Raw genomic sequence first — 13644 nt, 5'->3', positions numbered from 1 at the left:
CTCAACTGTTCACAATCGAATAAAAAAATGTCTACAATTTTTTAATAATTCGTCGATTTGAGCATGCCGGGGTCAGTAATTGGCAGCAACCAACGTGCCTGGCCGTTTTTTATGCCGCCCCGTTTGGCGCGATCCTGCACCCAGCCACGCGCCTCGATCGTCTTGCCTTGCAGACCATTCAACAGGTCGCTGTCGAATTTACGGACCAAGTCGGGAGCAACGCGCAATACCAGCGAACCCTGCAATTCGATCCAGACGCCACCGCGATTGCGCTCAATCTTGCTCACTTGGCCGCTGACCAAGGCAAAGCCAGACTGCTTGAGCTGCGCCACTTTCTGCACTGGCGACTGCCGCCACAGGCCCAACCGCGCATTGCGTGCATTGGTTTCGGCAGCCTGCTGGCAAGTGACTAGATCGGTATTGGGCGCCACGCCTACCTGGAACCCCAGGCCTTCGGCCAACAACCGCGCTTCAAGACTCTCGCCGTCGGCACCATAGAGATGGGCCAACGTTCGACCATAACGGTCCTTGCTCTCACGCCCCTTCACCAGCCCGACTCGACCGCCGCTGGCCTCGATCAACGCCTGCAAGCGCTGGCGTGCGGCGACGGCATAGGGTTCATCCGGGCGGTCCTTCTTGCCGGTTTCAGGCGCATTGAGGCCGATCATGCGCACGCTGCGGCCGTCCTTGAGGCGTACGGTGTCGCCATCCACCACGCGCTGCACGTCCACGGATGCCAGCGAGGCCGGTGCCGGGCAAAACACCTGGGCGTGGGCGGCTGACAGCCAAATCCCAGGCACAAAAAAGGCGCCCCAAAGGGACGCCTTTTTCAACAGCTTGCAAAAGCCCATAAGGCTTTTGAGCCTTACTCTGCTGGAGTAGCAGCAGGCTTCTTGCCGAAAGCACCAAAGCGATCTGCGAAGCGCTGTACGCGGCCGCCGGTGTCCAGAGTCTTCTGCTTACCGGTGTAGAACGGGTGGCACTCGTTGCATACGTCAGTACCCAGTGGCTTGCACAGGTTCGAGCGAGTTTCGAACTTGTTACCGCAGCTGCAGGTTACTTCGATGGTTTCGTACGCTGGATGGATATCGGCTTTCATGGCACTTCCTCGGGCTAGCGTGCCGCCACTCGACACTATTGTCGAATACCGCACGTAATTAGGCCGCGGATTCTACCAGACCTTTTTAAACGCGCAAGCGGCGCTTAGGCCACGAATCCCCCTTTCATCAGAAAACCATCGGCTACCCCAAGCCCTCCCCTCTCTGCTAGGCTCCCGCCCCTGCGCCACCGCCTGCCTTTATATAGATGAGACCCCCGCGTGCCCGACGCCATTTTGCGCCTCGCCCTGCCCTCGCCCCTGCGCCGCCTGTTCGACTACCGGGCGCCGGCCGGCGTGCTGCGCGCGCAATTGCAGCCGGGCATGCGTGTGCGCGTGCCATTTGGGCGCCGGGAAATGATCGGCATCCTGGTGGAAATCGCCGACCACAGCGAAGTGCCGGCCGAGAAGCTCAAGCCCGCCCTGGCCATGCTCGATGCCACGCCGCCACTGCCCCCCGCGCTGTTTAAGTTGTGCCTGTGGACCGCCCAGTATTACCAGCACAGCCTGGGCGACACCCTGAGTTGGGCGCTGCCGGTACTGCTGCGCCAGGGTGAACTGGCCGAAGCGCGCCAGGAACGCTTCTGGTCGATGGCCCCCGGCGCACGCCTGGACGACCCGCGCATCGCCCGCGCCCCGCGGCAGCGTGAGGCCTTGGCCACGCTGGCCCAACACCCCCACGGCGTCGCCCATCAGCTATTGAGCAAGCTGATGCTCAGCAAGGACAGCCTCGACCTGCTGCTGGCCAAGGACCTGGTGCAGGTGGAAATCCGCAAGCACGCCCCCGACCCGCGCCACGAACACTGGCTGGCCCAACCGGAACTGCCGCTGAACCCCGAACAACGCGCCGCCTATGAGGCGATTCGCGCAGGTTTCGACAGCTTCCACGCCTTCCTGCTGGCCGGCGTCACCGGCAGCGGCAAGACCGAAGTGTATTTGCAGCTGATCCGCGAAACCCTGCAGGCCGGCAAGCAGGCGCTGGTGCTGATCCCCGAGATCAACCTGGGGCCGCAGACCCTGGCGCGTTTCGAGCAGCGCTTCAACGCACGCATCGCCCTGGTGCATTCGGCGGTCAACGACCGCGAGCGCTTGGAGTCCTGGCTGGCGGCACGGGATGGCGAGGCCGACATTATCATTGGCACCCGCTCGGCGCTGTTCACCCCGATGAAAAACCCCGGGCTGATCATCATCGACGAGGAGCACGACGGCTCCTATAAACAGCAGGAAGGCCTGCGCTACCACGCCCGCGATTTGGCGCTGGTGCGCGCACGCCAGGAAGACATCCCGATCGTGCTGGGCTCGGCCACACCGTCCCTGGAGAGCCTGCACAATGCCTACACCGGTCGTTATGGCCTCCTGCGCCTCAACGAGCGCGCTGGTGGCGCCAAACAACCGCGTTTCCTGCGCTTGGATGTAAAAAGCCGTCCGCTGGACAGTGGTATTTCCGGGCCGATGCAGCAAGCCATCGGCCAGACCCTCGCCGCTGGCCAGCAGGTGTTGGTGTTCCTCAACCGCCGTGGCTTTGCGCCGACGCTGCTGTGCCATGACTGCGGCTGGATGTCCGAATGCGAGCGCTGCGATGCACGCATGACCGTGCACCAGCGCCACGGCGAGCTGCGTTGCCATCACTGCGGCCATGTGGAGCGGGTGCCGCGTCACTGCCCGCAGTGCGGCAAGGTGGATCTGCGACCGGTTGGCGCGGGCACCGAGCGCGCCGAAGAACGCCTGGGAATCCTGTTCCCGGACTTCCCGGTTTTGCGGGTAGACCGCGATAGCACGTCGCGTAAAGACGCGATGAACCAACTGTTCGCCACTATCCAGAAAGGCCAGCCGTGCATCTTGATCGGCACGCAGATGCTAGCCAAAGGGCACCACTTTCCACGGGTAACCCTGGTTTCGATCCTGGATGCCGACGGTGGTTTGTTCTCCGGGGACTTCCGCGCCAGCGAGCGCATGGCGCAGTTGATCGTGCAGGTTGCTGGCCGCGCAGGCCGCGCCGAAGAACCGGGCAAAGTGATTATCCAGACCCACCTGGCCGACCACCCGCTGCTGATCCAACTGACAGAACAAGGCTACTTTGCCTTTGCCGAACAGGCCCTGAGTGAACGCCGCGCTGCGGGCCTGCCGCCCTTTTCCCACTTGGCGCTGCTGCGGGCCGAAGCGCATAAACCCGGGCAGGCCGAAAGCTTCCTGGATGAAGCGTGCAGCGCTGCCGAACGCTTGTTGGGCGAATTGGGCCTGACGGGCATCGAATTGCTCGGCCCGGTCCCCGCCCCCATGGAACGCCGCGCCGGGCGTTATCGTGCCCAGCTACTCTTGCAGGCAACATCCCGCGCACCACTGCATCGGTTATTAAGTAGCTGGTTGCTTGCCCTGGAGCAAATGCCCAGCGGCCGGCAGGTGCGATGGTCGTTGGATGTGGACCCGGTAGATTTGTATTAAGCCTGGCCATAGGTCCCGCGAAGGTTGGCAAGCCCGCCCTCGCCACGGATAATGCCCAGTTTTTCCACCTGCGCATCGCGCGCCGCCGCTTGCGGCACAAAGAGAACACCATGAAAGACACCATTCGCCAGCTGATCCAACAAGCCCTCACCCAACTCGTCAACGAAGGTGTGTTGCCTGAAGGCCTGACGCCGGCGATCCAGGTGGAAAACACCCGCGACAAGACCCACGGTGACTTCGCCAGCAACATCGCGATGATGCTGTCCAAGCCGGCGGGCATGAAGCCCCGCGACCTGGCGGAAAAAATCATTGCTGCCCTGCCTGCCGACGACAGCGTCACCAAGGCCGAAATTGCCGGCCCAGGCTTTATCAACTTCTTCCAGAACACCCAGGCCCTGGCGGCGCGCCTGGACGCGGCCCTGGCCGATGCCAAGATCGGCGTGCGCAAGGCCGGCCCACTGGAACGCGTGGCCATCGACCTGTCGGCGCCTAACCTGGCCAAAGAGATGCACGTGGGCCACCTGCGCTCCACCATCATTGGTGACGGCGTGGCGCGCGTGCTGGAGTTCCTCGGCGACACCGTGATCCGTCAGAACCACGTGGGCGACTGGGGCACCCAGTTCGGCATGCTGATGGCGTACCTGCAAGAAAACCCGATCACCAGCAACGAACTGTCGGACCTGGAAAACTTCTACCGCGCCGCCAAGAAGCGCTTCGACGAATCCGAAGAGTTCGCCGACCGCGCCCGTGGCCTGGTGGTCAAGCTGCAAGCCGGCGACCAGGAATGCCTGGAACTGTGGAGCCGCTTCCGTGACATCTCCCTGTCCCACTGCCAGGAAATCTACGAGCTGCTCAACGTCAAACTGACCATGGCCGACGTGATGGGCGAAAGCGCCTACAACGACGACCTGATCAACGTGGTCAACGACCTCAAGGCCAAGGGCCTGCTGGTGGAAAGCAACGGCGCCCAGTGCGTGTTCCTCGAAGAATTCAAGACCGCCGATGGCGAGCCGCTGCCGGTAATCATCGTCAAGGCCGATGGCGGCTACCTGTATGCCACCACTGACCTGGCAGCCGTGCGCTACCGCAGTGGCGTGCTCAAGGCCGACCGTGCGCTGTACTTCGTCGACCAGCGCCAGGCCCTGCACTTCCAGCAGGTGTTCGAAGTGGCCCGTCGCGCGGGCTTTATCACCCACCCGATGCACATGGAACACATGGGTTTTGGCACCATGAACGGCGCCGACGGCCGCCCGTTCAAGACCCGCGACGGCGGCACCGTCAAATTGATCGACCTGCTCAACGAAGCCCAGGAACGTGCCTACAACCTGGTGAAGGAAAAGAACCCGGAGCTGGCCGAGGCCGACCTGCGCAACATCGCCCGCGTGGTGGGCATTGGCGCGGTGAAATACGCCGACCTGTCCAAGCACCGCACCAGCGACTACAGCTTCAACTTTGAGCTGATGCTCAACTTCGAAGGCAACACCGCGCCGTACCTGCTGTACGCCTACACCCGTGTGGCGGGCGTGTTCCGCAAGCTGGGCAAGGATTTCAGCGAAGTTGAAGGCCAGATCGTGCTGGATGCCCCACACGAACAGGAATTGGCGGCCAAGCTGGCGCAATTCGGCGAAGTATTGAACAGCGTCGGCGAGAAAGGCACGCCGCACATCTTGTGCACCTACCTGTACGAAGTGGCCGGCCTGTTCTCCAGCTTCTACGAGAACTGCCCGATCCTCACCGCCGACGACGAAGCCCAGAAGCAAAGCCGCCTGCGCCTCGCCGCATTGGCCGGTCGTACCCTCAAGCAAGGCCTGGAACTGCTGGGCCTGGAAACCCTGGAGCGCATGTAAGTTGGCTGCCAAGAAAAAACCTGCACCCAAGCGCGGCGCCAGCCGCTACCAGGCCCCAGCGAAGAAACCGATTCCGGGCTGGCTATGGATGGCCATCGGTCTATCGGTCGGCGCTTTTATTGTGTTCCTGATGAAGCTGGACCCAGGCAAGGGCGATGACGTCAAACGAGTCAAACAGGAACAGCAAAAGGCCACGAAAATGGCCGAAGCCAATAAAACCACGCCGAGCCCGACTGCACCGGTGAAGCCGAAGTACGACTTCTACACGCTGCTGCCGGAGTCGGAAGTGATCGTGCCGCCTGACGCCGTGCCGGAGAAAACCCTGCCGACGCCACAAGTTCCGACCACGCCGGTTACCCCTGCTGAAGCGGCGAAGATCGATACCGCGCGCGCCCAGGCCGCGCTGGCCGGCATCACCCCGCCGCCAGCACCGCCTGTGGCAGAGACCAAGGCAGCACCGGTGACCAAGTTCTTCCTGCAAGCGGGCTCGTTCCCCAAACAGGCGGATGCGGATCGGGTACGGGCGCAGATCATTCTGCTGGGCCAGGCGGTGACAGTAGAGTCCGGCACGGTGAAGGATGCGACGTGGTATCGCGTGCTGGTGGGGCCGTTCAGCAACCGTGAACAGCTGACCGTGGCACAGAAGCAACTGGCCGGCGCAGGGTTTAGCAACCTGTTGTTACAACAACGCCAGAGCCGCTGAGCCACAGCCGACACCGATCAAAATGTGGGAGCTGGTTTGCTGTGGCGAGGGAGCTTGCTCCCGCTGGGCTGCGCAGCGGCCCCAAGGTCTTGGGAGCGCTTCGCACTCCAGCGGGAGCAAGCTCCCTCGCCACAAAACCGCTCCCACATTTTGTTTTGCGGCGTGTCCGAAAGATAAACACCACTCGTCCGCACACTGCCCCTACGGTTGAAATCCCCCCCGCCACCCCCATATGAGTTTTCATCAGGGCATTTTCGCCCCGCTGCGTGGAGACTCTCCCCTTGACCACCATCGTTTCAGTACGTCGCCACGGCAAAGTCGTCATGGGCGGCGACGGCCAGGTTTCCCTTGGCAACACCGTGATGAAAGGCAACGCCAAGAAAGTGCGTCGCCTGTACCACGGCCAGGTTCTCGCGGGCTTTGCCGGCGCTACCGCCGACGCCTTCACCCTTTTTGAACGTTTCGAAGGCCAACTGGAAAAACACCAGGGCCACCTCGTGCGCGCCGCCGTCGAACTCGCCAAAGAATGGCGCACCGACCGCTCCCTCAGCCGCCTGGAAGCCATGTTGGCCGTGGCCAACAAAGACGCGTCCCTGATCATCACCGGCAACGGCGATGTGGTTGAGCCCGAGCACGGCCTGATCGCCATGGGTTCCGGCGGTGGCTACGCCCAGGCTGCGGCCAGCGCACTGTTGAAGAAAACCGACCTGTCGGCCCGTGAAATCGTCGAGACCGCCCTGGGCATCGCCGGCGATATCTGCGTGTTCACCAACCACAACTTCACCATTGAGGAGCAGGACCTCGCCGAGTAAGCCGTAGGCTTATTCCCGCTTGAGGCCGCCAAATACTATGTCCATGACTCCCCGCGAAATCGTCCACGAACTCAACCGCCATATCATCGGCCAGGACGATGCCAAGCGTGCCGTTGCCATCGCCCTGCGTAACCGCTGGCGCCGGATGCAACTGCCCGAAGAACTGCGCGTTGAAGTAACGCCCAAGAACATCCTGATGATCGGTCCTACAGGCGTGGGTAAAACCGAGATCGCCCGCCGCTTGGCCAAGCTGGCCAACGCACCGTTCATCAAGGTCGAAGCCACCAAGTTCACCGAAGTGGGCTATGTGGGCCGTGACGTTGAGTCAATCATCCGCGACCTGGCCGATGCAGCGCTGAAGCTGCTGCGCGAACAGGAAATGACCAAGGTCAGCCACCGCGCCGAAGACGCCGCCGAAGAGCGCATCCTCGATGCCCTGCTGCCACCGGCGCGCATGGGCTTCAACGAAGACGCCGCACCGGCCTCGGACTCCAACACCCGCCAGCTGTTCCGCAAACGCCTGCGTGAAGGCCAACTGGACGACAAGGAAATCGAGATCGAAGTCGCCGAAGTGGCCGGCGTCGATATCTCCGCGCCGCCTGGCATGGAAGAAATGACCAGCCAGCTGCAAAACCTGTTTGCCAACATGGGCAAGGGCAAAAAGAAAAGCCGCAAGCTCAAGGTGAAGGAAGCGCTGAAACTGGTGCGCGACGAAGAAGCCGGGCGCCTGGTCAATGAGGAAGAACTCAAGGCCAAGGCCCTGGAAGCCGTCGAACAGCACGGCATCGTGTTTATCGACGAGATCGACAAGGTGGCCAAGCGCGGTAACTCCGGCGGCGTCGATGTGTCCCGCGAAGGCGTACAGCGCGACCTGCTGCCGCTGATCGAAGGCTGCACCGTGAACACTAAGCTGGGCATGGTCAAGACCGACCACATCCTGTTTATCGCCTCCGGTGCGTTTCACCTGAGCAAGCCAAGCGACCTGGTGCCGGAGCTGCAAGGCCGCCTGCCGATCCGCGTGGAACTCAAGGCGCTGACCCCGGGCGACTTCGAACGCATTCTCAGCGAGCCGCACGCGTCGCTGACCGAGCAGTACCGCGAGCTGCTGAAAACCGAAGGCCTGGGCATCGAGTTCCAACCGGACGGCATCAAGCGCCTGGCGGAGATTGCTTGGCAGGTCAACGAGAAGACCGAGAACATCGGTGCCCGTCGCTTGCACACCTTGCTGGAGCGTTTGCTGGAGGAGGTGTCCTTCAGTGCTGGCGATTTGGCTGGGGCGCAAAATGGCGAAGTGATCAAGATCGACGCTGAATACGTCAACAGCCACTTGGGCGAATTGGCGCAGAACGAAGACTTGTCTCGTTATATCCTGTAAGTCATCTATCGGTGATAGCCGGCTCTTGTGGCGAGGGAGCTTGCTCCCGCTGGAGNGGTGAGGCCGAGGGTGTTGGAGGTTTTGTGGAGATTTACAGCGGTGGGAAATTTGGTCATGGCGCAAGTCGTCCAGTATGGCTGTTATATGTGGCGAGGGAGCTTGCTCCCGCTGGAGTGCGAAGCGCTCCCAAGATTTTGGGGCCGCTGCGCAGCCCAGCGGGAGCAAGCTCCCTCGCCACATATAACAGCCATACTGGACGACTTGCGCCATGACCAAATTTCCCACCGCTGTAAATCTCCACAAAACCTCCAACACCCTCGGCCTCACCTACGGGCCCGACGAGGTGTACCAACTCCCCGCCGAACTGCTGCGCACCCACTCGCCTTCCGCTGAGGTGCAGGGCCACGGCAAGCCCATCCTGCAATTCGGCAAGCTCAACGTCCGGCTCACCAAGATAGAGCCCGCTGGCCAATACGCACTGAAACTGACCTTCGATGACGGTCATGACAGCGGACTGTTCACCTGGGACTACCTCTACCAACTGGCGGTGCGCCAGGATGCGTTGTGGGCTGATTATCTGGCCGAACTCAAAGCGGCCGGCAAAACCCGCGATCCGAGTGAGTCGGTTGTGCGGCTGATGCTCTAGCCCAGGCGTCTTGCTCTTTAGAGGGCATTTTCTAATTTCATCTGTTTGAATGCCCTGTCGCGTGGCCAACGATTGGCCCGCTTGCGAAAAAAATTAAACTCGGGTAACCAATGGAACTGGCAAGTTCCCTGCATTTGACGATGCGGTATCAACGGTCACCCGAGTCGCAGTACCTGGCTTGTGTTGTGTATCGATAATGGGTGCACAGCGGTAACGGGTACTCGTCTTTCGGACAATGGAGCGTCGTAGATGAGTAACAAGAACAACGATGACTTGAAACGCCAGGCCTCGGAAAACACCCTGGGGCTCAACCCGATCATCGCGTTACGGAAAAAGGATTTACTCGCCTCGGCGAAGATGGTGCTGACCCAAGCCATCAAGCAACCGTTGCACAGCGTCAAGCACGTCGCCCACTTCGGCGTCGAATTGAAGAACGTGATGTTCGGCAAATCCCAACTGGTGCCCGAGAGCGACGACCGTCGCTTCCATGACCCGGCCTGGAGCCAGAACCCGCTCTACAAACGCTACCTGCAAACCTACCTGGCGTGGCGCAAGGAACTGCACGACTGGATCGGCGACAGCAACCTGTCCCCTCAGGACATCAGCCGCGGTCACTTCGTGATCAACCTGATGACCGAAGCCATGGCCCCCACCAACAGCGCGGCCAACCCGGCGGCGGTCAAACGCTTCTTTGAAACCGGCGGCAAGAGCCTGCTCGACGGCCTGTCTCATCTGGCCAAGGACATGGTGCACAACGGCGGCATGCCGAGCCAGGTCAACATGGGCGCCTTTGAAGTGGGCAAGACCCTGGGCACCAGCGAGGGCGCGGTGGTGTTTCGCAATGACGTGCTGGAACTGATCCAGTACAAACCGATCACCGAACAGGTGCACGAGCGCCCGCTGTTGGTGGTGCCGCCGCAGATCAACAAATTCTACGTATTCGACCTGAGCCCGGATAAGAGCCTGGCGCGCTTCTGCCTGCGCAATGGCCAGCAAACCTTTATCGTGAGCTGGCGCAACCCGACCAAGGCCCAGCGCGAGTGGGGGCTGTCCACGTACATCGAGGCGCTCAAGGAAGCGGTGGATGTGGTGACCGCCATCACCGGCAGCAAAGACATCAACATGCTCGGCGCCTGTTCCGGCGGCATCACCTGCACCGCCCTGCTGGGCCACTACGCGGCGCTGGGCGAGAAGAAGGTCAACGCCCTGACCCTGCTGGTGAGTGTGCTGGACACCACCCTGGACACCCAGGTGGCGCTGTTCGTCGATGAGCAGACCCTGGAGGCGGCTAAGCGCCACTCCTACCAGGCCGGTGTGTTGGAAGGCCGCGACATGGCCAAGGTGTTCGCCTGGATGCGGCCCAACGACCTGATCTGGAACTACTGGGTCAACAACTACCTGTTGGGCAATGAGCCGCCGGTGTTCGACATCCTGTTCTGGAACAACGACACCACCCGCTTGCCCGCTGCGTTCCACGGCGACCTGATCGAACTGTTCAAGAACAACCCACTGGTGCGCGCCAACGCCCTGGAAGTGTGCGGCACCCCCATCGACCTCAAGCAAGTCACCGCCGACATCTACTCACTGGCCGGCACCAACGACCACATCACCCCGTGGCAGTCCTGCTACAAGTCGGCGCAGCTGTTTGGTGGCAAGGTGGAGTTTGTGTTGTCCAGCAGCGGGCATATCCAGAGCATCCTCAACCCCCCGGGCAACCCCAAGGCGCGCTACCAGACCAGTGACAGCCTGACGGCGAAGCCGCTGGAGTGGCAGGAGAATGCGACCAAGCACACCGATTCCTGGTGGTTGCATTGGCAGGCGTGGCAGGCGGAGCGGGCGGGGAAGTTGAAGAAGGCGCCGACGAGTTTGGGGAACAAGACTTATGCCGCAGCAGAGGCGGCGCCCGGCACGTATGTACACGAACGCTAGATTGAAATGAGATCCAAATGTGGGAGCGGGCTTGCTCGCGAAAGCGGTGTGTCAGTCAGCACATCTGATACTGATACACCGCTTTCGCGAGCAAGCCCGCTCCCACATTTAGACCGCATTCCGGCTGTCACACTTCACAGGGCTTGAGCATGCCGCAACCGTTCATCTTCCGTACCATCGACCTGGATGGCCAGACCATCCGCACGGCGGTGCGCCCGGGCAAGCCTCACTTGACGCCGCTGCTGATCTTCAATGGCATCGGTGCCAACCTTGAGTTGGTGTTTCCGTTCGTCCAGGCCCTGGACCCGGACCTGGAGGTGATCGCCTTCGATGTACCCGGAGTGGGCGGCTCATCCACGCCCAAACGACCGTACCGTTTTCCGGGCCTGGCCAAGCTCACCGCGCGCATGCTCGATTACCTGGATTATGGCCAGGTCAACGTGGTGGGCGTGTCCTGGGGCGGCGCACTGGCGCAACAGTTTGCCTACGACTATCCGGAACGCTGCAAGAAGCTGATCCTGGCAGCTACGGCGGCGGGCGCAGTGATGGTGCCGGGCAAGCCGAAAGTGTTGTGGCTGATGGCCAGCCCACGGCGTTACATCCAACCCTCCCATGTGGTGCGCATTGCGCCGATGATTTATGGCGGCTCGTTCCGCCGCGATTCCAAACTCGCGGCCGAACACGCCAGCAAAGTGCGTTCGGCCGGCAAGCTGGGTTACTACTGGCAACTGTTCGCCGGGTTGGGCTGGACCAGCATCCATTGGCTGCACAAGATCCGCCAACCGACGCTGGTACTGGCCGGGGACGACGACCCGCTGATCCCGCTGATCAACATGCGCATGCTGGCTTGGCGGATTCCCAATGCGCAGCTACACATCATCGATGACGGCCACCTATTCCTGATCACCCGGGCCGAGGCCGTAGCGCCGATCATCATGAAGTTTCTCGAAGAGGAGCGCATGCGTGCGGTGATTCATCCGCGACCGGCCGTGTAAGGACCACACCGCCGCGCAACTTGCCAGGAACCGACTATGGTTCTGAATTGGCGTGCCTGTTTGATGGCTTGACGAAGGAGTGTTGGCTCATGCGAGAAAGACCCGTGACGAACCCGGCGCCCACCCCGGCCGTGTTCATCAATGCGCAAAACGCAATCACCGGCCTGCGCGGTCGTGACTTGCTGTCAACCCTGCGCAGTGTCGCTGCACACGGCCTGCGCAACCCAGTGCACACCGCGCGCCATGCCTGGGCATTGAGCGGTCAGTTAGGGCGTGTGCTGCTGGGCGAAACCGTGCATGAACCCAACCCCCACGACAGCCGCTTCAGCGACCCCACCTGGAAACTCAACCCGCTGTACCGCCGCAGCCTGCAAGCCTATCTGAGCTGGCAAAAACAAACCCGCCACTGGATCGACGACAGTTCCCTGAGCGCCGATGATCGGGCCCGAGCGCACTTCGCCTTCTCCCTGATCAACGATGCCGTCTCGCCGTCTAACACCCTGCTCAACCCACTGGCCATCAAGGAGCTGCTCAACTCCGGCGGCAACAGCGTGGTGCGCGGCGTGACCAACCTGTTCGAAGACTTGGTACACAATAATGGCCTGCCACGCCAGGTGAGCAAGCATGCCTTTGAAGTCGGCAAGACGGTCGCCACCACCCCAGGCTCCGTGGTGTTTCGCAATGAGCTGCTGGAACTGATCCAGTACAAGCCCATGAGCGAAAAGCAGTACGCCAAGCCGCTGTTGGTGGTGCCGCCGCAAATCAACAAGTACTACATCTTTGACCTGAGCCCGGCCAACAGCTTTGTGCAGTACGCCCTGAAAAACGGCCTGCAGACTTTTATGGTCAGTTGGCGCAACCCGGATGTGCGCCATCGCGAATGGGGCCTGTCCACCTACGTTGCGGCGCTGGAGGAAGCCCTCAACGTATGCCGCGCGATCACCGGTGCCCGCGAGGTCAACCTGATGGGCGCCTGCGCCGGCGGCCTGACCATCGCCGCGCTGCAAGGCCACCTGCAAGCCAAGCGCCAGCTGCGGCGCATCTCCAGCGCCAGCTATTTGGTGAGCCTGCTGGACAGCCAAATCGACAGCCCCGCCACGCTGTTCGCCGACGAACAAACCCTGGAAGCCGCCAAGCGCCGCTCCTACCAGCAAGGCGTGCTGGACGGCCGCGACATGGCCAAGGTATTTGCCTGGATGCGTCCCAACGACCTGATCTGGAACTACTGGGTCAACAACTACCTGCTGGGCAAGGAACCGCCGGCCTTCGACATCCTGTACTGGAACAACGACAACACGCGCCTGCCTGCCGCCATGCACGGCGACCTGCTGGACTTCTTCAAGCACAACCCCCTCAGCCATCCAGGCGGTCTGGAGGTGTGCGGCACGCCCATCGACTTGCAGAAGGTCACGGTAGACAGTTTCAGCGTGGCCGGCATCAACGACCACATCACACCCTGGGACGCGGTGTACCGCTCCACCCAGCTGCTGGGCGGCGACAAGCGCTTCGTGCTGTCCAACAGCGGGCATATCCAGAGCATCCTCAACCCGCCGGGCAACCCCAAGGCCAACTACGTCGAGAACTCCAAGCTAAGCAGCGACCCACGTGCCTGGTACTACGACGCCAATCACATCGAAGGCAGCTGGTGGCCGCAGTGGCTGGAGTGGATCCAGCAACGCTCCGGTGTGCAACGCGAAACCCTCACCGCCCTGGGCAACCAGAACTACCCACCGATGGAAGCAGCGCCAGGCACCTACGTGCGCGTGCGCTGAGCTCAACGATCAGATTAAGAAGACTGG

General features: G+C 61.7%; 11 protein-coding genes. 9 read left to right on the top strand and 2 right to left on the bottom strand.

Annotated features, from left to right (window positions below):
- Window positions 1–41: 41 nt before the first annotated feature.
- On the bottom strand, window positions 42–851 hold the full coding sequence (locus tag ACLD1Y_RS29875; protein ID WP_429481254.1) for a thermonuclease family protein: 810 nt from the start codon (window positions 849–851) through the stop codon (window positions 42–44).
- Between the two features lie 14 nt (window positions 852–865).
- Complete coding sequence (gene rpmE, locus ACLD1Y_RS29870) at window positions 866–1099, bottom strand: 50S ribosomal protein L31 (RefSeq protein WP_005784030.1); 234 nt, start codon at window positions 1097–1099, stop codon at window positions 866–868.
- A 219-nt stretch (window positions 1100–1318) separates the two neighbouring features.
- Here rpmE and ACLD1Y_RS29865 point away from each other — a divergent pair, with 219 nt between their 5' ends.
- The 9 genes from ACLD1Y_RS29865 (at window position 1319) to phaC (ACLD1Y_RS29825) (ending at window position 13617) form a co-directional block, all read left to right on the top strand.
- Window positions 1319–3538 (top strand): primosomal protein N', encoded by a 2220-nt coding sequence (locus tag ACLD1Y_RS29865; protein ID WP_429481253.1) that lies wholly within the window; start codon window positions 1319–1321, stop codon window positions 3536–3538.
- A 110-nt stretch (window positions 3539–3648) separates the two neighbouring features.
- Window positions 3649–5385 carry an arginine--tRNA ligase gene (gene argS / locus ACLD1Y_RS29860; protein WP_429481252.1) on the top strand — a complete coding sequence of 579 codons (1737 nt, stop codon included), beginning with the start codon at window positions 3649–3651 and terminating at the stop codon, window positions 5383–5385.
- A 1-nt stretch (window position 5386) separates the two neighbouring features.
- Complete coding sequence (locus ACLD1Y_RS29855) at window positions 5387–6088, top strand: SPOR domain-containing protein (protein WP_429481251.1); 702 nt, start codon at window positions 5387–5389, stop codon at window positions 6086–6088.
- Window positions 6089–6369: 281 nt separating this feature from the next.
- Window positions 6370–6900 (top strand): ATP-dependent protease subunit HslV, encoded by a 531-nt coding sequence (gene hslV, locus ACLD1Y_RS29850; RefSeq protein WP_010563201.1) that lies wholly within the window; start codon window positions 6370–6372, stop codon window positions 6898–6900.
- 37 nt (window positions 6901–6937) lie between these two features.
- The gene (gene hslU, locus ACLD1Y_RS29845; RefSeq protein ID WP_429481250.1) at window positions 6938–8275 is read left to right on the top strand and encodes an ATP-dependent protease ATPase subunit HslU; all 1338 of its coding nucleotides are present in this window, start codon (window positions 6938–6940) and stop codon (window positions 8273–8275) included.
- A 268-nt stretch (window positions 8276–8543) separates the two neighbouring features.
- Window positions 8544–8921 carry a gamma-butyrobetaine hydroxylase-like domain-containing protein gene (locus ACLD1Y_RS29840; protein WP_016972724.1) on the top strand — a complete coding sequence of 126 codons (378 nt, stop codon included), beginning with the start codon at window positions 8544–8546 and terminating at the stop codon, window positions 8919–8921.
- A 249-nt stretch (window positions 8922–9170) separates the two neighbouring features.
- Window positions 9171–10850: a class II poly(R)-hydroxyalkanoic acid synthase gene (phaC, locus tag ACLD1Y_RS29835; protein ID WP_429481249.1), complete on the top strand. Its 1680-nt coding sequence runs from the start codon at window positions 9171–9173 to the stop codon at window positions 10848–10850.
- 149 nt (window positions 10851–10999) lie between these two features.
- Entirely contained in the window at window positions 11000–11845 is an 846-nt protein-coding gene (gene phaZ, locus ACLD1Y_RS29830) for a poly(3-hydroxyalkanoate) depolymerase (protein WP_429481248.1), read from the top strand.
- 89 nt (window positions 11846–11934) lie between these two features.
- A complete protein-coding gene (gene phaC, locus ACLD1Y_RS29825) occupies window positions 11935–13617 on the top strand; it encodes a class II poly(R)-hydroxyalkanoic acid synthase (protein WP_429481247.1) in 1683 nt (560 codons plus the stop codon).
- Window positions 13618–13644 lie beyond the last annotated feature (27 nt).

This window comes from Pseudomonas sp. 18175, assembly GCF_050432925.1.
GTDB lineage: Bacteria > Pseudomonadota > Gammaproteobacteria > Pseudomonadales > Pseudomonadaceae > Aquipseudomonas.
Note: the sequence above shows the minus strand (reverse complement) of the source record. Positions and strands in the feature narration are given on the sequence as shown.

What these genes read in the sequence shown, in the direction of transcription:
- ACLD1Y_RS29875 (WP_429481254.1), bottom strand. Translation starts at nt 851, where the DNA reads ATGGGCTTTTGCAAGCTGTTGAAAAAGGCGTCCCTTTGGGGCGCCTTT.
- rpmE (WP_005784030.1), bottom strand. Translation starts at nt 1,099, where the DNA reads ATGAAAGCCGATATCCATCCAGCGTACGAAACCATCGAAGTAACCTGC.
- argS (WP_429481252.1), top strand. Translation starts at nt 3,649, where the DNA reads ATGAAAGACACCATTCGCCAGCTGATCCAACAAGCCCTCACCCAACTC.
- hslU (WP_429481250.1), top strand. Translation starts at nt 6,938, where the DNA reads ATGTCCATGACTCCCCGCGAAATCGTCCACGAACTCAACCGCCATATC.
- ACLD1Y_RS29840 (WP_016972724.1), top strand. Translation starts at nt 8,544, where the DNA reads ATGACCAAATTTCCCACCGCTGTAAATCTCCACAAAACCTCCAACACC.
- phaC (WP_429481249.1), top strand. Translation starts at nt 9,171, where the DNA reads ATGAGTAACAAGAACAACGATGACTTGAAACGCCAGGCCTCGGAAAAC.
- phaZ (WP_429481248.1), top strand. Translation starts at nt 11,000, where the DNA reads ATGCCGCAACCGTTCATCTTCCGTACCATCGACCTGGATGGCCAGACC.
- phaC (WP_429481247.1), top strand. Translation starts at nt 11,935, where the DNA reads ATGCGAGAAAGACCCGTGACGAACCCGGCGCCCACCCCGGCCGTGTTC.